Origin of the sequence: Erwinia sp. MMLR14_017 (assembly GCF_033657285.1) — a bacterium.
Lineage (GTDB): Bacteria > Pseudomonadota > Gammaproteobacteria > Enterobacterales > Enterobacteriaceae > Erwinia.
Genome location: NZ_JAWVWP010000001.1, coordinates 635,018 through 654,052 on the forward strand (window position 1 = coordinate 635,018; position 19,035 = coordinate 654,052).

The window sequence follows — 19,035 nt, forward strand, 5'->3', positions numbered from 1 at the left end:
TATGGCCGAACCTCGTTTCATTCATTTACGCGTACACAGCGACTACTCCATGGTAGATGGACTGGCCAAAACCGGTCCGTTGGTGAAAAAAGCCGCCTCTATGGGTATGCCCGCTATCGGGATTACGGATTACCTCAACCTGTGCGGCCTGGTGAAATTCTACGGTGGCGCGCATGCGCAGGGCATGAAACCGATCATTGGCGCTGATTTCAAAGTCAGCTCTGAGGCGATGGGCGACGAGCTTGCGCAGCTCACAGTGCTGGCAGCAAATAACACGGGTTATCAGAATCTGACGCTGTTGATCTCCAAAGCGTACCAGCGTGGCTATGGCGCGGCAGGCCCCATTATCGATCGTGACTGGCTGATTGAACTGAAAGAGGGGCTGATCCTGCTTTCAGGCGGCAGACGCGGCGATGTCGGCCAGATGCTGCTGCGTGGCAACCATGCGCAGGTAGGAGAGTGCCTGGCCTTCTACCAGGAGCATTTCCCGGAGTGCTACTATCTGGAATTGATCCGTACAGGGCGTCCGGATGAAGAGACCTGGGTGCATGCTGCCGTGGATCTGGCTATTGCGCACGATATTCCCGTGGTGGCCACTAATGAGGTCTGTTTTCTGGAGGAGGAGGATTACGACGCGCACGAAATTCGCGTGGCGATCCATGACGGCTTTACGCTGGACGATCCTAAACGTCCGAAAAACTACAGTCCTCAGCAATATCTGCGTACGGAAGAGGAGATGTGCGAGCTGTTCTCGGATATCCCTGAAGCGCTGCAAAACAGCGTAGAGATTGCTAAGCGTTGTAACGTGACCATCCGCCTGGGTGAATACTTCCTGCCACAGTTCCCCACCGGGGATATGAGCACCGAAGACTTCCTGGTAATGAAGTCGCGTGAAGGCCTGGAGGAGCGTCTTGCCTTCCTGTTCCCCGATGAAGCGATACGCGCGGAAAAACGCCCGGCATATGATGAACGCCTCGAACTTGAGCTTAACGTTATCAACCAGATGGGCTTCCCTGGCTACTTCCTGATTGTGATGGAGTTTATCCAGTGGTCCAAGGATAACGACGTGCCGGTAGGACCTGGCCGTGGTTCAGGTGCAGGGTCGCTGGTGGCCTATGCGCTGAAAATTACCGACCTCGACCCGCTGGAGTTCGACCTGCTGTTTGAACGCTTCCTGAACCCGGAACGCGTCTCGATGCCCGACTTCGACGTCGACTTCTGCATGGAAAAGCGCGATCTGGTGATTGAGCATGTGGCGGAGATGTACGGGCGTAAAGCGGTATCGCAGATCATTACTTTCGGTACTATGGCGGCTAAAGCGGTGATCCGTGACGTTGGACGCGTGCTGGGCCATCCGTATGGCTTTGTTGATCGTATCTCCAAGCTGATCCCGCCGGATCCGGGTATGACGCTGGAAAAAGCGTTCGCTGCCGAGCCTCAGCTGCCGGAAATTTATGAGGCTGATGAAGAAGTTAAAGCGCTGATCGATATGGCGCGTAAGCTGGAAGGCGTGACGCGTAATGCCGGTAAGCACGCCGGGGGCGTGGTTATCGCACCCACGCAAATCACCGATTTCGCACCGCTCTATTGCGATGAAAACGGTAATCACCCGGTTACCCAGTTTGACAAGAATGATGTGGAATATGCCGGGCTGGTGAAGTTTGACTTCCTGGGGCTGCGTACGCTGACCATCATCGACTGGGCGCTGGAGATGATTAACGCCCGGCGTAAAAAGCAGGGTGAGCCGCCGATCGATATCGCAGCTATTCCGCTTGAAGATAAAAAAAGTTTCGATATGCTGCAGCGCTCGGAAACCACAGCGGTATTCCAGCTTGAATCGCGCGGCATGAAGGATCTGATTAAACGTCTTAAGCCCGACTGCTTTGAGGATATGATCGCGCTGGTGGCCCTGTTCCGTCCCGGCCCGCTGCAGTCCGGCATGGTAGATAACTTTATCGACCGTAAGCATGGGCGTGAGGCGATCTCCTATCCCGATATTCAGTGGCAGCATGAGTCGCTGAAGCCGGTGCTGGAGCCGACCTATGGCATCATCCTCTATCAGGAACAGGTGATGCAGATTGCTCAGGTGCTGGCGGGATACAGCCTGGGCGGCGCAGATATGCTTCGTCGCGCTATGGGTAAAAAGAACCCGGTCGAGATGGCCAAGCAGCGCGGGGGCTTTGAAGATGGTGCTAAGTCTCGCGGCATCGATGGTGAGCTGGCGATTAAGATCTTCGATCTGGTAGAAAAATTTGCCGGTTATGGTTTTAACAAATCCCACTCCGCCGCGTATGCGCTGGTCTCGTATCAGACGCTGTGGCTGAAGGCTCACTATCCGGCCGAGTTTATGGCAGCGGTAATGACAGCCGATATGGATAACACCGAAAAGGTGGTAGGGCTGGTGGATGAGTGCTGGCGCATGGGGCTGAAAGTGCTGCCGCCAGATATCAACTCCGGTTTGTACCAGTTTCACGTAAATGATGACGGTGAAATCGTATACGGTATCGGGGCGATTAAAGGCGTGGGTGAAGGCCCGATTGAAGCCATTATTGAAGCCCGTAATCAGGATGGCTATTTCCGCGAGCTGTTCGATCTCTGCGCCCGCACTGATACCAAAAAGCTCAACCGCCGCGTGTTAGAGAAGCTGATTATGTCTGGCGCGTTTGACCGTCTGGGGCCGCATCGCGCCGCGCTGATGAGCGCGTTGCCAGAGGCGCTCAAGGCGGCGGATCAGCACGCCAAAGCAGAGGCGATTGGCCAGGCAGATATGTTTGGCGTTCTGGCGGAAGAGCCGGAACACATTGAGAAATCGTACGCTGACGTCACGCCGTGGCCTGAGCAGGTTCAGCTTGATGGCGAAAGAGAAACATTAGGGCTTTACTTAACCGGGCACCCGATCAATCAGTATCTGAAAGAGATCGAGCGCTACGTGGGGGGAATGCGCCTGAAAGACATGCACCCAACCGAGCGTGGCAAAATGACCATGGCTGTCGGTTTGGTGGTGGCGGCCCGCGTGATGGTGACAAAACGCGGTAACCGGATTGGCATCTGTACGCTGGACGACCGCTCTGGTCGGCTTGAAGTGATGTTATTTACAGATGCGTTAGACAAGTTCCAGCATCTGCTGGAAAAAGACCGTATCCTGATCGTCAGCGGACAGGTCAGCTTCGATGACTTCAGCGGGGGGCTTAAAATGACCGCCCGCGATGTGATGGACATTGATGAAGCCCGTGAAAAATATGCACGCGGGCTTGCTATCTCGCTGACGGACAGGCAAATTGATGACCAGCTTTTGAACCGTCTCCGTCAATCCCTGGAACCCCATCGTTCTGGGACCATTCCGGTACATCTCTACTACCAGAGAGAGGATGCGCGGGCGAAGCTGCGCTTTGGCGCAGCGTGGCGCGTGTCGCCCAGCGATCGTTTATTAAATGAATTGCGGTCGCTGATAGGGTCGGAGCAGGTGGAACTGGAGTTTGACTAAAACAGGAATATTATGAGTCTTAATTACCTGGATTTCGAACAGCCAATCGCAGAACTTGAAGCGAAGATTGATTCGCTCAAGTCCGTTGGCCGTCAGGATGAAAAACTGGATATTAATCTGGATGAAGAAGTGCAGCGTCTGCGTGAAAAAAGCGTAGAGCTGACCCGCAAGATCTTCTCCGATTTGGGTGCCTGGCAGATCGCGCAGCTTGCGCGCCATCCTTTGCGCCCTTACACGCTGGACTATGTCCGCAACGTATTTACTGATTTTGACGAGCTGGCTGGCGATCGCGCCTATGCGGATGATAAAGCCATAGTTGGCGGTATTGCTCGTCTGGAAGGTCGCCCGGTGATGATTATTGGTCATCAGAAAGGTCGCGAAACCAAAGAGAAAATTCGTCGTAACTTCGGGATGCCGGCACCAGAAGGCTACCGCAAGGCGTTGCGTCTGATGGAGATGGCTGAGCGTTTTAATATGCCGATCGTCACCTTCATCGACACGCCTGGCGCCTATCCGGGCGTGGGTGCAGAAGAGCGCGGGCAGTCTGAGGCTATCGCACGCAACCTGCGTGAGATGTCAGGGTTGAAAGTGCCAGTCATCTGCACCGTTATCGGTGAAGGCGGCTCCGGCGGGGCGCTGGCTATCGGCGTGGGCGACAAAGTCAACATGCTGCAGTACAGCACCTACTCGGTCATTTCGCCGGAAGGCTGTGCTTCTATTCTGTGGAAAAGCGCAGATAAAGCGCCGCTGGCTGCAGAGGCGATGGGCATTGTTGCACCTCGCCTGAAAGAGCTGAAGCTGATCGACACGGTTATTCCGGAGCCGTTAGGCGGAGCGCATCGCAATCCGCTGGCTATTGGCGAATCGATGAAAGCGCAGCTGCTGGCTGATTTGGCTGAACTTGATATGCTGAGTAAAGAAGAGCTGTTAGATCGCCGTTATCAGCGACTGATGAACTACGGCTACGCCTGACAGGGGCGTAACCGCTAAAGGCGGGTTCTGAAGGGTGAAGGCGGAGAGGAACGATCTCCGCCAGAGCCTGTTCAGAACCCGCTTTTTTTATGGCTATCTGTTCACCCTTTCCGCAGCGAATGAAAACAGCGGATCGGAGGATCATGCGCCGCCACCAGCAATATGCCTGCCTATAATCTCTTTAATCGTTCTCAACAACCTTCTCTTCTCTACTCTTCTTTTTTCATCAAAAAAACGGCATGCAAACAGTCTGGAATACGCTTCCCAGTTTTTAACCCGGCTTATTTTTTCTTCCATAAGAATGATTAAGATGGCCTGTGAATATCACAGGGAGAAGAGGCGATGACGCTGTCACTATGGCTGATAACGATGTGCGGACTGGGTCTGCTGGCTGGCAGCGTGGTGAACTGCGTGATCTGGCGTCTGCCGATGATGCTGCAACAACAGGCGCAGAGAGAATGGCATCAGCTCTCCGGTCTGCTACCGCAGGAAGAGAGGGGGCCGGTGCGCTTCAATCTGTTTTTGCCCCGTTCCTGCTGCCCTCGCTGTCGCAGCCCGCTGGCTTTTTACCATAATATTCCCCTGCTGAGCTGGCTCCTGCTACAAGGCCGTTGTCACAGTTGCCAGCATCGTATCAGCTGGCGTTATCCGCTGGTGGAGCTGGTAGCCGCGCTGTGCAGCGGCTGGATTGCATACTGCTGGCCACCGGGAGAAACGGCGTTTGCCCTCGCGCTTTTTTCCTGGCTGCTGATAGCGCTGACAGCGATCGATATCCAGCACATGCAGTTGCCCGATATCCTGACCCTGCCGCTACTTTGGCTGGGCCTGCTGGCGAACCTGGAGGGGGCGCTGGTGCCGCTAAAAGAGGCCGTTATCGGAGCCGCAGCGGGCTATCTCTCTCTGTGGTTAGTCTGTTGGGGATTTAAGCTGGCAACCGGAAAAGAAGGATTAGGCTATGGCGATATCAAGCTGCTGGCAGCCATAGGGGCCTGGTGCGGCTGGCAGCGTTTGCCGGCACTGCTGCTCCACGCTGCATTAATGGGGATAATCGCTGTTCTGCTATTACGCCTGACAGGGCGAAGCATGCGAGATAATCCGCTGCCGTTCGGCCCCTGTCTGGCGCTCTCTGGCTGGTGGCTGGTGGCTACCCCTTCGGTAACCTGATGAGATATGGCCGATCTTTGGAACACTTTGCGCCTGCAGGCTGCAATCTTCGCTATGCTTACCCCTGCAGCATTTCTACCAGGAGGTAAGCATTGAATATCATCGCGATCATGGGACCGCATAACGCATTTTATAAAGATGAACCCATCCGTGAACTGGACGGGGCGTTGACTAGCCAGGGGTTCCAGACCATCTATCCAAAAGATGCCAACGATCTGCTGAAGCTGATTGAGCATAATCCCCGCATCTGTGGCGTCATCTTTGACTGGGATGAACACGGAATGGATTTATGCTGCGAGGTTCAACTGCTGAATGAATACCTGCCGCTTTATGCATTTATCAACACCCATTCCACGATGGATGTCAGCGTCAATGAACTGCGCATGGCTATCTGGTTCTTTGAATATGGCCTGGGTGCAGCGGAAGAGATTGGCCAGCGTATCCGCCAGTACACCAACGAATATATCGATACCATTACTCCCCCACTGACCAAAGCGCTGTTTACCTATGTGAAAGAGGGGAAATATACCTTCTGTACGCCGGGACATATGGCCGGTACGGCCTTTCAGAAAAGCCCGGTTGGCACGCTATTTTATGATTTCTTTGGCGCGAATACGCTGAAGGCTGACGTCTCTATTTCGGTAACCGAGCTGGGATCGCTGCTCGACCATACCGGCCCGCACCTGGATGCCGAAGAGTATGTGGCGCGCACGTTTGGCGCGGAGCAAAGCTATATGGTCACTAATGGCACCTCCACCTCGAACAAAATTGTCGGCATGTACGCCGCCGCCGCAGGCAGCACGGTGCTGATTGACCGTAATTGTCATAAGTCTCTGACCCATCTGTTGATGATGAGCGACATTATCCCCATCTGGCTGAAGCCTACGCGCAATGCGCTGGGTATTCTTGGCGGTATTCCTAAGCGTGAATTCACTAAAGAGAGCATCGCGCTGAAGGTGGCCCAGACGGAACGGGCAACCTGGCCGGTTCATGCAGTGATCACTAACTCCACCTATGATGGGCTGCTCTATAACACCCAATATATTAAAGAGACGCTGGACGTCCCTTCCATCCATTTTGATTCAGCCTGGGTTCCTTACACCAATTTCCATCCTATCTACGCTGGTCTGAGCGGCATGAGCGGCGAGCGCACGCCGGGAAAAGTCATTTATGAAACGCAGTCGACCCACAAACTGCTGGCTGCCTTTTCTCAAGCTTCGTTGATCCATATTAAAGGGGACTACGACGAGCAAACCTTTAATGAAGCCTACATGATGCACACTACCACCTCACCCAACTACGCTATTGTGGCTTCGATTGAGACGGCAGCGGCTATGCTGCGGGGAAATCCCGGCAAACGGCTGATCAACCGCTCGGTTGAGCGCGCGCTGCATTTCCGTCGCGAAGTCCAGCGGCTGCGGGAAGAGTCCGACGGCTGGTTCTTTGATATCTGGCAACCGGAAGGGGTAGACGAACCGGAATGCTGGCCGATCCAGCCGGGAGACGAGGAGTGGCACGGCTTTATGGACGCAGATGCTGATCATATGTATCTGGATCCGATCAAGGTGACGATCCTGACGCCGGGGATGAGTGAGCAGGGCGTGATGGCAGATGAGGGCATTCCTGCCGCACTGGTCGCTAAATTTCTGGACGAACGCGGTGTGGTGGTGGAAAAAACCGGTCCCTATAACCTGCTGTTCCTGTTCAGCATCGGCATTGATAAAACCAAAGCCATGAGCGTGCTGCGCGGGCTGACCGAATTCAAGCGGGCTTACGATCTTAATCTGCGCGTTAAAAACATGCTGCCGGATCTCTACGCTGAGGATCCTGATTTCTACCGTAATATGCGCATTCAGGATTTGGCGCAGGGGATCCATACGCTGATCCGCCAGCACGATCTGCCGCGGCTGATGCTACAGGCCTTTGCCACGCTGCCAGAGATGAAAATGACGCCGCATCAGATGTTTCAGCAGCAGGTAAAAGGCAACGTTGAAACGGTTGATATCGCGAAGATGGTGGGCCGCGTCTCTGCCAATATGATCCTGCCTTATCCGCCTGGGGTACCGGTAGTAATGCCAGGAGAGATGATCACCGAAGAGAGCCGGGCCGTGCTCGATTTCCTGCTGATGCTTTGCACCATTGGCCGGCATTACCCCGGTTTCGAAACGGATATTCACGGCGCAACCTTGACCGATGAAGGGCAGTACCTGGTGCGGGTACTGAAAGCGGGCTAAATCCAGAATTGTGCCATTGTGGGTGCCGGAGCGGCTGCGTAAGGTAGGGCATGGAAGCCATTATCAAGGAATTATTATGTTAGGTCTTAAAAAGGTTCACCATATCGCCATTATTGCCGATCAGTATCAGGTCAGTAAGGCCTTCTATTGTGACATCCTGGGGTTCACCCTGATGGGCGAAGTGTACCGTGAAGCGCGGGATTCCTGGAAAGGGGATTTGGCCCTGAATGGTGAGTACACTATTGAGCTTTTCTCCTTTCCCTTTCCGCCAGCGCGTCCTACGCAGCCTGAAGCCTGCGGCCTGCGCCACCTGGCATTCAGCGTGGATGACGTTGACGCTGCGAAACAGCATCTGGAAGCACACGGCGTGGCCTGCGAGCCGGTGCGCATCGATCCTGTAACCGACAAGCGCTACACCTTCTTCTCCGATCCGGATGGTTTGCCGCTGGAGCTGTATCAGGCGTAAGATAGTGCCATTCTGACCCGGTCAGGTCAGGTCTGGCCGGGTTGCCAATTTTTACGGAACTTTCATGCCACTGCATTCTCTAGCCCACCATCTTCATGGCCATCAGCAACTGCTGGTTGGGTACAGCGGTGGGCTGGATTCCACCGTATTGCTGCACCAGTTGGTGAGGCTGCGTGAGCAGCATCCCGAACTGCAGATCCGGGCAATTCATATTCATCATGGTCTGAATCCTCTGGCGGACAGCTGGGTGGAGCATTGTCAGCTGCAGTGCAGTCGCTGGCAGGTAGAACTGGTGGTGGCTCACGTAACGCTGGCTCCACAAGGGAAAGGGATTGAGGCAGCTGCGCGGGCGGCACGTTATCAGGCTTTTACTCAGCATCTGCGGCCTGCGGAATGTTTGCTGACTGCCCAGCATCAGGACGATCAGTGTGAAACTTTGCTGTTGGCGCTGAAGCGCGGCAGTGGACCAGCAGGATTATCTGGCATGGCGGCTGAATCCTTTTCCCGCGGCCAAAGATTGCTCAGGCCTCTGCTCTCTCTTACCCGTCAACAACTGGAAGCCTGGGCCGCGGAGCATGCGCTGAGCTGGATAGAGGATGACAGCAATCAGGATACCCGTTTTGACCGCAACTTTTTGCGGCAAACCGTGATCCCACAGCTGGCCAGCCGCTGGCCGCATTTTTCGCAGGCCGCAGCACGCAGCGCCGCGCTTTGCGCTGAACAGGAGCAGCTGTTAGACGAGCTCCTGGCAGATTCCCTGCGCGAACTGGTGGACAGTGAAAATGGCCTGGCCTGGCCTCCTCTGCTGGCGATGAGTGAGGCGCGGCGTGCTGCGCTAATCCGGCGCTGGATAGCGTTACAGCACGGCCTGATGCCCTCGCGTGAGGCGCTTGTCCGCATCTGGCAGGAAGTAGCCTGTAGTCGGGAAGATGCAGAACCCCATGTACGCTTGGGTCAGTTCGAAGTCCGCCGCTTTCGCGACAGGCTTTACTGGTTGGCGGTAAATCAGCCGGTGGCCGGGCTGGTACTGCCCTGGCCTCAGGAGGAGAAAACGCTCGCTCTTCCCCAGGACTTAGGGTGGTTGCAGTGGGATGAAGAGGGCATGAAGGTTCGCGCACCGTTCAAAGATGAAGAGGTGAGTGTACGCTTTCAGGCACAGGGGAAATTCCATTTAACGGACCGGGCGGGCAGCCGGTCGCTGAAAAAAATCTGGCAGGAGAAAGGGATTCCACCCTGGCAGCGAGACCGTACCCCCTTACTTTTTTATGGCGACAGGTTGATCGCCGCAGCAGGCGTGTTCGTGACCCGGGAAGGCGATCCGGAAAACTATTCCTGCTGGCACCTTAGCTGGAACAAGGAACAGCAATAAAATGAAAAGAGTCGTGTTAATGGTGGCGTTAATCGTGCCTGGCGTATCCTGGGCCGCAGGCAATGTGCAGGCAGGGCAGCAAAAAGCCAGCGCCTGTCAGGCTTGTCATGGTGCAGCAGGAAAGGCCAGCGTTCCGCTTTATCCGCATCTTGCCGGGCAGAATGCTGCCTATCTGGCACATGCCTTACAGGCTTACAAGAAAGGGGAGCGCAACGGTGGGCAGGCAGAGGTCATGAAGGCATTTGTCGCGGGACTGAGTGAGGGAGATATTGACGATTTGGCGGCTTATTATGCCACTCTGCAGCCCTGAGAAGGGCAGGGGCGGAATCTGTTCCGCCCGGGAGATTAGTCAGATTCGCTGACGACGACAGTGCCTAAGTCGGGATGGCTGAAGCTGACGATATGGTCCAGCCGCAGCTCACGGACTTCACCGGAAAGATCGATGGCGAGATATTCAACGTTTTTGCGGGACACCATATCAGTCGCTTTCGCCTGCAGCTTTTCACCATCTTTCAGTTCCAGCGCCAGCGTCCAGCTGTTCTGGCAGGCGAGTTCCAGGTTGTCATAATCATCGCAGTTTATCGGTTTGTAGACTTCATTCATTAACATAATCGCTCACCAATAAGTTTGCAGCAGCAAAGGCTGCCTGTTCCCTGACAGAAGAGGGTAGCTCTGAATTTGCCGCTACCTCATCGAGTGCTTTCAGGACGCAACTTAATGCGTCCGGCACGTATCCCAGATCGCCGCTGCCGATTTCAGCGTACTTACGGCGAACTAATTCACAATACTTTTGCATGTGCACCTCACCCAGGGTTGCTATTTGACGACTATAACACAGGCTTTTGCGGGAAATCAGCCCACCGGCGAGTGATTTGCTCTCCCAACGGGTTACAATGGCAGGTATTGACGATAAGGAACCCCATGGCACTTAAAGCGACCATTTATAAAGCGACGGTAAACGTTGCAGATATGGACAGAAATGTTTTTCTCGACAGCAGCCTGACCCTGGCCAGGCACCCTTCAGAAACCGAGGAGCGGCTGATGCTGCGGCTGCTGGCGTGGCTGGTAAACGCGCATGAACGATTGACCTTTACCCGCGGCTTAAGTGCGGAAGATGAGCCGGAGATCTGGCTGCTGAACGATCATAATGGTATTGAGGTTTGGGTTGAGCTGGGCCTGCCGGAAGAGAGAAGGGTGAAAAGAGCCTGTAATCGCTCAGCCAGCGTAGTGTTATATACCTATAATGGACGTGCAGCGCAGATCTGGTGGCAGCAGAACCAGAACAAACTCGCCCAGCAGGACAATCTGACGGTACGGTTCCTGGATGATGAGCAGCTTAAAGCGTTAACGCAGCTGGCTTCGCGCTCTATGGCCTTACAGGCGACCATCCAGGACGGCACGATCTGGCTCTCCGACGATCAAAATCATCTGGAGCTGCGCTTTACGGACTGGCTGATTAACGGCAAGCTGGCATGATTATTTTGTCACGCAACGTCACAATTCCTGACGGTGAACTGGAGCTGACGGCTATCAGGGCGCAGGGCAACGGCGGACAAAACGTCAATAAAAGTTCAACCGCCATTCATCTGCGCTTTGATATTCGCGCCTCCAGCCTGCCGGAGTTCTATAAAGAAAAACTGCTGGCGGCCAGCCATCACCTGATAACTCCGGAAGGGGTGGTGATTATTAAAGCGCAGGAGTACCGCAGCCAGGAGATGAACCGGGAAGCGGCGCTCAGACGGCTGGAGAATTTGATCCAGGAGCTGACCGTGGTGGAGAAAACGCGGCGGGCCACGCGCCCGACGCTGGCATCAAAGAAACGGCGGCTTGAAGGAAAGGCGCGTAAGGCCTCAACCAAGTCACTGCGCGGCAAAATGCGCGGCACGCCGGAATAACCCTGACAAAACGGAGAGGCTGTGTGAAAAAAATTGTTATAGCGATGCTGGTAACATTCTCTTTTGGCTCGCTTCTCGGCTGCCAGAATCACGACTCTGTCTCTGCCAGCCAGAGGCCAGAAACCACGGTGCAACAATTTAAAGGGGTTATTCCCTGTGCCGATTGCGAAGGTATTGAGGTGTCGTTGCTGCTGCAGCAGGGTGGGCGCTACAGCCTGAACGAGAAGTACCTCGGTTCTGATAATGTTCAGACCCGGCAGCAGGGACGCTGGAGCAGAACCGCTGAAAAATTGGTGCTGGTTTCAGACCGGGGAGAGAAACGCTATTTCCGCCCGCTGGAAAGTGGACTGGAGATGATGGATACCCACGGCAACCCCATTGAGACCGCTAACAGTTACCGACTGGCACCGGTACAAATTTGATGGCGGCGTTACAGAAGAGCCTCTGGTGGACAGATAGCCACTGATAACGGATGCCGGGGGCGGTGCTGATCGCTGAATCCTGCGGAGTCGGGTAACCGTACCCACTGTGTAACCAGCCTTAAAGAAACGGGGCGGCTTAAGTATCAGCCGCCCCGTTTTACTCTCTGCTTTACCCTCCCTCAATGACAGGGAGTGAGCATGTTAGCCGTTGATTTCAGCTACCAGAAAATCAAGGATTTCGCTGGTTTTGATCATTTGCTTCTCGCCTTCACGACGGGATTTGTACTCAATCTCTTCGCTGTCAAGATTGCGGTCGCCAATCACGATGGTGTGCGGCACGCCAATCAGTTCCATATCCGCAAACATCACGCCAGGACGCTCTTTACGATCGTCCAGGATCACCTCAATCCCTTTGGCACGCAGCTGAGAATACAGCTCTTCTGCCAGCTCCTTCACACGGAAAGATTTATGCATGTTCATGGGCAAAATCGCAACCTGGAACGGGGCCAGGGCTGCAGGCCAGATAATGCCGCGATCGTCGTGATTCTGCTCGATCGCCGCCGCCACGATGCGGGTAATGCCGATGCCGTAGCAGCCCATCATCAGAGTTTGATTGCGCCCATCTTCACCCTGCACAGAGGCCTTCATCGCTTCTGAGTACTTGGTACCCAACTGGAAGATATGGCCTACTTCAATGCCGCGTTTGATCTGCAATGTCCCTTTCCCATCCGGGCTGGCATCGCCTTCCACTACGTTACGAATATCCGCCACGTGCGGCAAAGGTAAATCACGCAGCCAGTTAATGCCGGTAAAATGCTTGCCGTCAATGTTGGCACCTGCACAGAAATCACTCATTACCGCGACGCTGCGATCAATAACAACAGGCATCGTCAGGCCAACCGGACCCAGTGAGCCAGGGCCGGCACCAACGACAGCGCGGATCTCCTCTTCGGTAGCGAAGGTGAGCGGTGCAGCAACCAGATCGAGCTTTTCAGCTTTAATTTCGTTGAGTTCATGATCGCCACGAACCAGCAAGGCAACCAGCGAATGGCCGCTCTCTTTGGTCGCTTTCACCATCAGCGTTTTTACGGTTTTCTCAACTGGCAGGTTGAACTGCTCGACCAGCGCCGCGATGGTTTTCGCCTCTGGCGTATCAATCTGCTGCATCTCCTGCCGGGCATCGGCACGCCCGCCCGCAGGCGCAACCGCTTCGGCAAACTCAATATTGGCTGCGTAGTCAGAGTCAGTAGAGAAAACCACATCGTCTTCACCGCTCTGTGCCAGTACCTGGAACTCATGTGATGCGCTGCCGCCGATAGAACCGGTATCAGCCTGCACCGCACGAAAATCTAACCCCATTCGCCTGAAGCTCTGGCTGTAGGCGCGGTACATATCATCGTAGGTGGCCTGTAAAGACTCCTGCGATGCGTGGAAAGAGTAGGCATCTTTCATGATGAATTCACGTGAGCGCATCACGCCAAAACGTGGGCGGACTTCATCACGGAATTTAGTCTGGATCTGGAACACGTTCAGCGGCAGCTGTTTGTAAGAGCTCAGCTCGTTACGGATCAGATCGGTCACCACCTCTTCATGCGTCGGGCCGAGTACGAAAGGGCGATCGCCACGGTCCACGAAGCGCAGCAGCTCCGGGCCATACTGTTCCCAACGTCCACTTTCCTGCCAGAGATCGGCTGGCTGTACCACCGGCATGGAGATCTCAATCGCGCCGGCGTTGTTCATCTCTTCACGCACGATGTTTTCAACTTTTTTCAGAACGCGCAGGCCGGTTGGCAACCAGGTATATAACCCAGAGGCCAGCTTACGGATCATCCCGGCACGCAGCATCAGCTGGTGGCTGATCACTTCTGCGTCGGCAGGCGTCTCCTTTTGGGTGGAAAGCAGATATTGAGTAGTACGCATGAGTTACGATTCCATTTATGCGGAAAGCTATACGAAGACAGCAGGGCAAAAAAAATTCTGGCGGCTAGTGTACCAGCGTGTCCGAAGAGTCAAAAGATGCAGGGTAACAAATTAACGGGGATCGAGCGCAATCACCACGGTTCCCGTGGCGTTAACGCACCAGCGTACGTTGAAATCCAGCAGCCAGGCGGCATACTCACGTTCCGGCTCTTCCCCTTTTCGGTAAGCGGGGCGCGGGTCCTGCGCCAGAACCTGAGTGATAAAGCGTTCCAGATGCGGGTACTGCCTGTCATAAAGCGCAAGCTGTTGCTGAGCCTGGGGTGAAAACGTTACCGGCATGGCCGCTTCCGGAGCCTGTTGAGCAAAGCCTGCCTGCGCTTCCGGTAGGGCTTCGGCAAAGGGCAGGTAAGGCTTGATGTCGACGACCGGCGTGCCGTCCACCAGGTCCAGGCTCCCCAGCTCCAGCACCACGCCGCCTTTTTCCGTACGGATGCCTTTCAGCTCGACCAGTGACATACCAATGGGGTTTGGCCGGAAGGTAGAACGCGTGGCAAAAACGCCCATCCGCGCATTACCGCCCAGCCGGGGAGGGCGAACGGTTGGCCGCCAGCCGCCCTCCATGGTCTGATGAAAAACAAAAAGCAGCCACAGATGACTGAACGCTTCCAGTCCGCGAACGGCTTCAGGCTGATTGTAGGGGGCGCAAAGATGAAGCTCTCCGCCGCCATCCTGAATCAGACCTGGCTGACGGGGAACGGCAAACTTCTCCTTCCAGGGGGAGTGTATGGTGCCGATTTGCTGGAAGGAAAATGCACTCATTGACTGGAAACTTTCAGTGCAGAACCCTGACATACGGCCTGACGGTAGCAGCCCTGAGCATTGCTGACGACTTCACACTGATGGACCAGCACCGCATTCGCTTTCATGTTTGACGCGCGTATCTGCATTCTTTTACGGGCGGTATTGAGATTTGGCGGCGAGCTCTGCGCCGTTGCCTGACAATCATCACCATACACTTCACCCAGGTCGCGGAACGGCTTGCTGACCAGATCGCCGGCATCCGTATACAACTTTACCGGCACAGGGCGTGGCTGCGGTTTACTGGCTCCGGACTGAGTTTGTGTTGTCTTCTTAAAGGGTTCGACAGGCTTATAAGGCTTATGCAGCAACGAACACCCTGTCAGCGAGAGGGCTAACAAACAGAGCGGTAAAACACGCATGGGACAATCCTCTGGTTCGGATAAAGTGGGCGTTATTGAAACAAGCCTTCGGGGAAATAACAAGCGCTTAAGAAGGCAAAAGCGGGCATAAGCCCGCTTTTGCACTGTGGAGAGAGGGGACCGCAGTAGTAACCGCAGAAAGGCCCGCTTACCAGCCTTTAACGGCACCGCCATTGAAAATCTTGTTAGCGGCATCGTTCACTTCGTCAGACTGGTAGGCCTGAACGAATTTTTTCACGTTTTCTGCATCTTTGTTATCTTCACGCGCCACAATCATGTTCACGTAAGGCGAATCTTTATCTTCAACAAAAATGCCATCTTTTGCCGGCGTCAGATTGATCTGGCTGGCATAGGTGGTGTTGATAACAGCCAGCGCAATCTGCTGGTCGTCCAGCGAACGTGGCAGTTGAGGGGCTTCCAGCTCAACCAGTTTGATGTTCTTCGGGTTCTCAACCACATCCAGAGAGGTTGGCAGCAGGCCGGTGCCTTCTTTGAGTTTGATCAGGCCCACTTTCTGCAGCAGCAGCAGTGAACGCCCCAGGTTGGTCGGATCGTTAGGAATAGCAACCTGCGCGCCGTTCTGCAGCTCGTCCAGCGATTTGATTTTTTTCGAGTAGCCGGCAATCGGGTAAACGAAGGTGTTGCCGACCGTCACCAGCTTGTAGCCACGATCTTTGATCTGCTGATCCAGATAAGGTTTGTGCTGGAAGGCGTTAACGTCGATGTCGCCTTTGCTCAGCGCTTCATTCGGCAACACGTAATCGTTAAAGGTAACCAGCTCAACGTCCAGACCATACTTATCTTTGGCGACCTGCTTAGCCACTTCAGCAACCTGCTGCTCGGCACCCACAATCACCCCTACTTTAATATGGTTTGGATCTTTCTCTTTCTGATCGCAACCTACCAGCGCCAAAGTACCAATCAGCGCGCCCACAGCGGCAAAAGTTTTAAAGTTAAAAGACATATCCCTTCCTTAATTTCAATGAGCTGTTATTTATGTGTGACAGCACGTGCAATGCGGTCGCCACAGAATTGAATCAAATACACTAAAACAACTAACAACACTAATACCGTATTCATCACCGTTGCGTTATAGCCGATATAACCATACTGGATACCGATCTGCCCCAAGCCACCGGCCCCCACAGCACCGCCCATTGCAGAGTAACCGACCAGGGTAATCAGCGTAATAGTCGCGGCGTTAATCAGGCCTGGCAGCGCTTCGGGCAGCAGGACTTTTTTCACAATTTGCAGCGGTGTGGCGCCCATTGCGCGGGAAGCCTCAATCAGACCGGTTGGCAGTTCCAGCAGCGTATTCTCAACCATACGGGCAATAAAGGGCGCAGCGCCGATGGTCAGCGGCACAATAGCGGCCTGCAAACCAATTGATGTCCCTACAATCATGCGCGTGAACGGAATCATCCAGACCAGCAGAATAATAAAAGGGATTGCGCGGAAGATGTTCACCACCGCAGAGAGAAAGCGGTAAAGAGAACGGCTCTCAATAATCTGTCCCGGACGGGTGACATAAAGCAGAACGCCAAGTGGTAAACCCAGAACGAAGCCGAAGAAGCCCGAGACAAAGGTCATGACCAGCGTCTCCCAGACACCCCGGCAGAGAAGAAGGATCATTGCCTCAGACATAACCTAATACCTCAACCTTTACATGATGCTCTTTCAGGAACGTAATAGCCGCCTGCGTGTCGGCCTCGGTGCCATGCATCTCGGTAAGCATGATGCCGAACTTCACGCCACCGGCGTAATCCATCTGGGCGCTGATAATATTGTTATTCACGTTGAAACGGCGAGCTGACTCGGAGAGCAGCGGGGCATCCACAGACTGACCGGTGAATTCCAGGCGCAATAAAGGTACGCTTCCAGGCTTATTCTCCGCAGAGAGACGCAGGCTGTAATCTTCCGGAATATCCAGATGCAGCGTGGACTGGATAAACTTCTGTGCCAGAGGCGTCTTGGGATGGGAGAACACTTCGCTAACCGTGTCCTGCTCAATCAACTGCCCGTTACTGATGACCGCAACCTGATCGCAAATACGTTTCACCACGTCCATCTCATGGGTGATCAGCAAAATGGTGATGCCCAGACGACGGTTAATGTCTTTCAGCAGTTCAAGGATTGAACGTGTGGTTGCCGGGTCCAGCGCGCTGGTGGCTTCATCACACAGCAAGACTTTTGGATTGGTTGCCAGCGCACGGGCAATGGCCACGCGCTGCTTTTGCCCGCCGGAGAGGTTAGCGGGCCAGGAATCGTGCTTATCAGCCAGACCAACCAGCTCAAGCAGCTCTTTTACTCGTGCGGCAATTTCGCCGCGTGACAGTTTTCCCAGTTCCAGCGGCAGGGCAACGTTGCCAGCCACGGTGCGTGAATTCATCAGGTTAAAATGTTGGAAAATCATGCCGATCTGGCGGCGAGCCTGAGTCAGCTCGCTTTCTGACAGGCTGGTTAACTCCTGATCGTCAACCAGAACTTTGCCAGAGGTTGGGCGCTCAAGCAGGTTAACGCAGCGGATCAGGGTACTTTTCCCGGCACCCGATGCGCCAATAACGCCATAAATTTGTCCGGCAGGCACGTGCAGGCTGACATCAGACAACGCTGTGATTGTGCGCGTCCCCTGCTGGAACACTTTGGTGATAGAGTTAAGTTTTATCATTTTATTATCGTAGTGCAGTTATCCGTGGCGTGTATTGAGTGCCTCACCCGGGGGCAGGCGAATGGATGTTAAGGCATCCAGATGGCTAAATCAATCAAAGTCATTCAAACTGCCGTTCTCACCCTACGCGCAATCATGCGATACTCTACGGCAACATTAGTAGCAGGAGTTTCTACGTGACAGACAAAGTCCCCGCCATATTTCTGGATCGTGATGGCACGATGAATGTGGATCATGGCTACGTCCATGAGATCGACAACTTTCAGTTTATAGATGGCGTTATTGAGGCGATGCAGGAACTGAAAAAGATGGGTTACGCGCTGGTGATGGTGACCAATCAGTCTGGTATCGCGCGCGGCATGTTCTCTGAAGTTACCTTTATGCAGTTGACCGAATGGATGGACTGGTCGCTCGCTGACCGCGATATCGATCTGGATGGCATCTATTTCTGCCCGCATCATCCTGAAGCAGTAGTAGAAGAGTATCGCCAGCAGTGCGACTGCCGCAAACCAGAACCGGGTATGTTGCTGGCAGCACAGAAAGAACTGAACATCGATATGGCCGCTTCTTATATGGTTGGCGATAAAATTGATGACATGCTGGCAGGCAAAGCGGCGGGTGTAGGTAAAAAGGTGTTGGTTCGCAGCGGGAAGCCGGTAACGGAAGAGGGCGAAAAAGCAGCCGATTGGGTGATTAACAGCCTGGCCGACCTGCCTGCGCGTATCAAACAGGGCTAAAAAGCAGCGTTCTGCACGAAGTTTCAGCGGTTGATAAAAAAGTTCAGATTTATGCTTGCCTTCCCACGGCGCATCCCTATAATGCGCCTCCATCGAACGGCAACGAGCAAACGCTCAGCGTGCTGAAAGATGAAGAGAAAATTCCTGATTAAGGGGTTGACTCTGAAGGAGGAAAGCGTAATATACGCCACCTCGCAGTAACGCCTCAGGGCGCTTGCCGCAACGCTCTTTAACAATTTATCAGACAATCTGTGTGGGCACTCGCAGGATTGATATCAGCGCCGCAAGGCGCAAAAAATATCAAGTCTTAAGAGTGAACACATAATGAAGTTCATTATGAGTGTTTTACACTTGAGCATCGCTGCACGTGTTGCAGCAAATCGAACTTTTAATTGAAGAGTTTGATCATGGCTCAGATTGAACGCTGGCGGCAGGCCTAACACATGCAAGTCGGACGGTAGCACAGAAGAGCTTGCTCTTCGGG

19 protein-coding genes and 1 rRNA gene are annotated in these 19,035 nt (G+C 54.2%); 12 read left to right on the top strand and 8 right to left on the bottom strand.

Translation table 11 applies throughout. The annotated features are described in order from the left end of the window. Nucleotide 1: 1 nt before the first annotated feature. The 7 genes from dnaE to SD961_RS02970 all read left to right on the top strand — a co-directional run bounded on the left by dnaE (nucleotide 2) and on the right by SD961_RS02970 (nucleotide 9,999). Nucleotides 2-3,484 (top strand): DNA polymerase III subunit alpha, encoded by a 3,483-nt coding sequence (dnaE, locus tag SD961_RS02940; RefSeq protein WP_318788895.1) that lies wholly within the window; start codon nucleotides 2-4, stop codon nucleotides 3,482-3,484. Nucleotides 3,485-3,496: 12 nt separating this feature from the next. Then, nucleotides 3,497-4,456 (top strand): acetyl-CoA carboxylase carboxyl transferase subunit alpha, encoded by a 960-nt coding sequence (accA, locus tag SD961_RS02945; RefSeq protein ID WP_306207787.1) that lies wholly within the window; start codon nucleotides 3,497-3,499, stop codon nucleotides 4,454-4,456. A 342-nt stretch (nucleotides 4,457-4,798) separates the two neighbouring features. Next, nucleotides 4,799-5,620: an A24 family peptidase gene (locus SD961_RS02950; RefSeq protein ID WP_318788896.1), complete on the top strand. Its 822-nt coding sequence runs from the start codon at nucleotides 4,799-4,801 to the stop codon at nucleotides 5,618-5,620. Between the two features lie 92 nt (nucleotides 5,621-5,712). Beyond that, on the top strand, nucleotides 5,713-7,854 hold the full coding sequence (locus SD961_RS02955) for a lysine decarboxylase LdcC (protein ID WP_318788897.1): 2,142 nt from the start codon (nucleotides 5,713-5,715) through the stop codon (nucleotides 7,852-7,854). 76 nt (nucleotides 7,855-7,930) lie between these two features. Beyond that, a complete protein-coding gene (locus tag SD961_RS02960; RefSeq protein WP_318788898.1) occupies nucleotides 7,931-8,320 on the top strand; it encodes a VOC family protein in 390 nt (129 codons plus the stop codon). Nucleotides 8,321-8,384: 64 nt separating this feature from the next. Continuing rightward, nucleotides 8,385-9,689, top strand: a complete 1,305-nt coding sequence (gene tilS / locus SD961_RS02965) for a tRNA lysidine(34) synthetase TilS (protein ID WP_318788899.1) — start codon at nucleotides 8,385-8,387, stop codon at nucleotides 9,687-9,689. Between the two features lies 1 nt (nucleotide 9,690). Further along, nucleotides 9,691-9,999 carry a cytochrome c gene (locus SD961_RS02970; RefSeq protein ID WP_318788900.1) on the top strand — a complete coding sequence of 103 codons (309 nt, stop codon included), beginning with the start codon at nucleotides 9,691-9,693 and terminating at the stop codon, nucleotides 9,997-9,999. Between the two features lie 35 nt (nucleotides 10,000-10,034). Here SD961_RS02970 and rof read toward each other — a convergent pair whose 3' ends face one another. Together rof and SD961_RS02980 are read right to left on the bottom strand one after the other, a co-directional pair. Beyond that, nucleotides 10,035-10,298 carry a Rho-binding antiterminator gene (rof, locus tag SD961_RS02975; protein WP_318788901.1) on the bottom strand — a complete coding sequence of 88 codons (264 nt, stop codon included), beginning with the start codon at nucleotides 10,296-10,298 and terminating at the stop codon, nucleotides 10,035-10,037. Then, nucleotides 10,285-10,485 (bottom strand): YaeP family protein, encoded by a 201-nt coding sequence (locus tag SD961_RS02980; RefSeq protein WP_318788902.1) that lies wholly within the window; start codon nucleotides 10,483-10,485, stop codon nucleotides 10,285-10,287. Before SD961_RS02980 ends, rof begins: the two co-directional genes overlap by 14 nt. A 125-nt stretch (nucleotides 10,486-10,610) precedes the next feature. On the opposite strand from SD961_RS02980, the gene SD961_RS02985 reads away from it, so the two are divergent. The 3 genes from SD961_RS02985 to SD961_RS02995 are packed head-to-tail and all read left to right on the top strand — an operon-like array spanning nucleotide 10,611 to nucleotide 12,006. Next, nucleotides 10,611-11,165, top strand: coding sequence for a YaeQ family protein (locus SD961_RS02985; protein ID WP_318788903.1), 555 nt, complete (start codon nucleotides 10,611-10,613; stop codon nucleotides 11,163-11,165). Beyond that, nucleotides 11,162-11,584 (top strand): alternative ribosome rescue aminoacyl-tRNA hydrolase ArfB, encoded by a 423-nt coding sequence (arfB, locus tag SD961_RS02990; protein WP_318788904.1) that lies wholly within the window; start codon nucleotides 11,162-11,164, stop codon nucleotides 11,582-11,584. Before SD961_RS02985 ends, arfB begins: the two co-directional genes overlap by 4 nt. A 23-nt stretch (nucleotides 11,585-11,607) precedes the next feature. Next, on the top strand, nucleotides 11,608-12,006 hold the full coding sequence (locus SD961_RS02995; RefSeq protein WP_318788905.1) for a copper resistance protein NlpE N-terminal domain-containing protein: 399 nt from the start codon (nucleotides 11,608-11,610) through the stop codon (nucleotides 12,004-12,006). 201 nt (nucleotides 12,007-12,207) lie between these two features. Here SD961_RS02995 and proS read toward each other — a convergent pair whose 3' ends face one another. The 6 genes from proS to metN form a co-directional block, all read right to left on the bottom strand. Continuing rightward, on the bottom strand, nucleotides 12,208-13,926 hold the full coding sequence (gene proS / locus SD961_RS03000; protein WP_318788906.1) for a proline--tRNA ligase: 1,719 nt from the start codon (nucleotides 13,924-13,926) through the stop codon (nucleotides 12,208-12,210). A 111-nt stretch (nucleotides 13,927-14,037) separates the two neighbouring features. Next, nucleotides 14,038-14,745, bottom strand: coding sequence for a tRNA (N6-threonylcarbamoyladenosine(37)-N6)-methyltransferase TrmO (gene tsaA / locus SD961_RS03005; protein WP_318788907.1), 708 nt, complete (start codon nucleotides 14,743-14,745; stop codon nucleotides 14,038-14,040). After that, nucleotides 14,742-15,146 (bottom strand): Rcs stress response system protein RcsF, encoded by a 405-nt coding sequence (rcsF, locus tag SD961_RS03010; protein WP_318788908.1) that lies wholly within the window; start codon nucleotides 15,144-15,146, stop codon nucleotides 14,742-14,744. Before rcsF ends, tsaA begins: the two co-directional genes overlap by 4 nt. A gap of 148 nt (nucleotides 15,147-15,294) precedes the next feature. Beyond that, the gene (locus SD961_RS03015) at nucleotides 15,295-16,110 is read right to left on the bottom strand and encodes a MetQ/NlpA family lipoprotein (protein WP_318788909.1); all 816 of its coding nucleotides are present in this window, start codon (nucleotides 16,108-16,110) and stop codon (nucleotides 15,295-15,297) included. A 26-nt stretch (nucleotides 16,111-16,136) separates the two neighbouring features. Then, on the bottom strand, nucleotides 16,137-16,790 hold the full coding sequence (locus SD961_RS03020; protein WP_306207756.1) for a methionine ABC transporter permease MetI: 654 nt from the start codon (nucleotides 16,788-16,790) through the stop codon (nucleotides 16,137-16,139). After that, a complete protein-coding gene (metN, locus tag SD961_RS03025; protein WP_318788910.1) occupies nucleotides 16,783-17,814 on the bottom strand; it encodes a methionine ABC transporter ATP-binding protein MetN in 1,032 nt (343 codons plus the stop codon). Before metN ends, SD961_RS03020 begins: the two co-directional genes overlap by 8 nt. Before the next feature lie 176 nt (nucleotides 17,815-17,990). On the opposite strand from metN, the gene gmhB reads away from it, so the two are divergent. Beyond that, nucleotides 17,991-18,551 (top strand): D-glycero-beta-D-manno-heptose 1,7-bisphosphate 7-phosphatase, encoded by a 561-nt coding sequence (gene gmhB / locus SD961_RS03030; RefSeq protein ID WP_318788911.1) that lies wholly within the window; start codon nucleotides 17,991-17,993, stop codon nucleotides 18,549-18,551. A 389-nt stretch (nucleotides 18,552-18,940) separates the two neighbouring features. Then, a 16S ribosomal RNA gene (locus SD961_RS03035) occupies nucleotides 18,941-19,035 on the top strand; the annotation flags it as partial.

Bases quoted from the DNA above. Each gene is read 5' to 3' on its own strand.
- dnaE (WP_318788895.1), top strand. From the start codon at position 2: ATGGCCGAACCTCGTTTCATTCATTTACGCGTACACAGCGACTACTCC.
- accA (WP_306207787.1), top strand. From the start codon at position 3,497: ATGAGTCTTAATTACCTGGATTTCGAACAGCCAATCGCAGAACTTGAA.
- SD961_RS02950 (WP_318788896.1), top strand. From the start codon at position 4,799: ATGACGCTGTCACTATGGCTGATAACGATGTGCGGACTGGGTCTGCTG.
- SD961_RS02960 (WP_318788898.1), top strand. From the start codon at position 7,931: ATGTTAGGTCTTAAAAAGGTTCACCATATCGCCATTATTGCCGATCAG.
- tilS (WP_318788899.1), top strand. From the start codon at position 8,385: ATGCCACTGCATTCTCTAGCCCACCATCTTCATGGCCATCAGCAACTG.
- SD961_RS02970 (WP_318788900.1), top strand. From the start codon at position 9,691: ATGAAAAGAGTCGTGTTAATGGTGGCGTTAATCGTGCCTGGCGTATCC.
- rof (WP_318788901.1), bottom strand. From the start codon at position 10,298: ATGTTAATGAATGAAGTCTACAAACCGATAAACTGCGATGATTATGAC.
- SD961_RS02980 (WP_318788902.1), bottom strand. From the start codon at position 10,485: ATGCAAAAGTATTGTGAATTAGTTCGCCGTAAGTACGCTGAAATCGGC.
- SD961_RS02985 (WP_318788903.1), top strand. From the start codon at position 10,611: ATGGCACTTAAAGCGACCATTTATAAAGCGACGGTAAACGTTGCAGAT.
- arfB (WP_318788904.1), top strand. From the start codon at position 11,162: ATGATTATTTTGTCACGCAACGTCACAATTCCTGACGGTGAACTGGAG.
- proS (WP_318788906.1), bottom strand. From the start codon at position 13,926: ATGCGTACTACTCAATATCTGCTTTCCACCCAAAAGGAGACGCCTGCC.
- tsaA (WP_318788907.1), bottom strand. From the start codon at position 14,745: ATGAGTGCATTTTCCTTCCAGCAAATCGGCACCATACACTCCCCCTGG.
- rcsF (WP_318788908.1), bottom strand. From the start codon at position 15,146: ATGCGTGTTTTACCGCTCTGTTTGTTAGCCCTCTCGCTGACAGGGTGT.
- SD961_RS03015 (WP_318788909.1), bottom strand. From the start codon at position 16,110: ATGTCTTTTAACTTTAAAACTTTTGCCGCTGTGGGCGCGCTGATTGGT.
- SD961_RS03020 (WP_306207756.1), bottom strand. From the start codon at position 16,790: ATGTCTGAGGCAATGATCCTTCTTCTCTGCCGGGGTGTCTGGGAGACG.
- metN (WP_318788910.1), bottom strand. From the start codon at position 17,814: ATGATAAAACTTAACTCTATCACCAAAGTGTTCCAGCAGGGGACGCGC.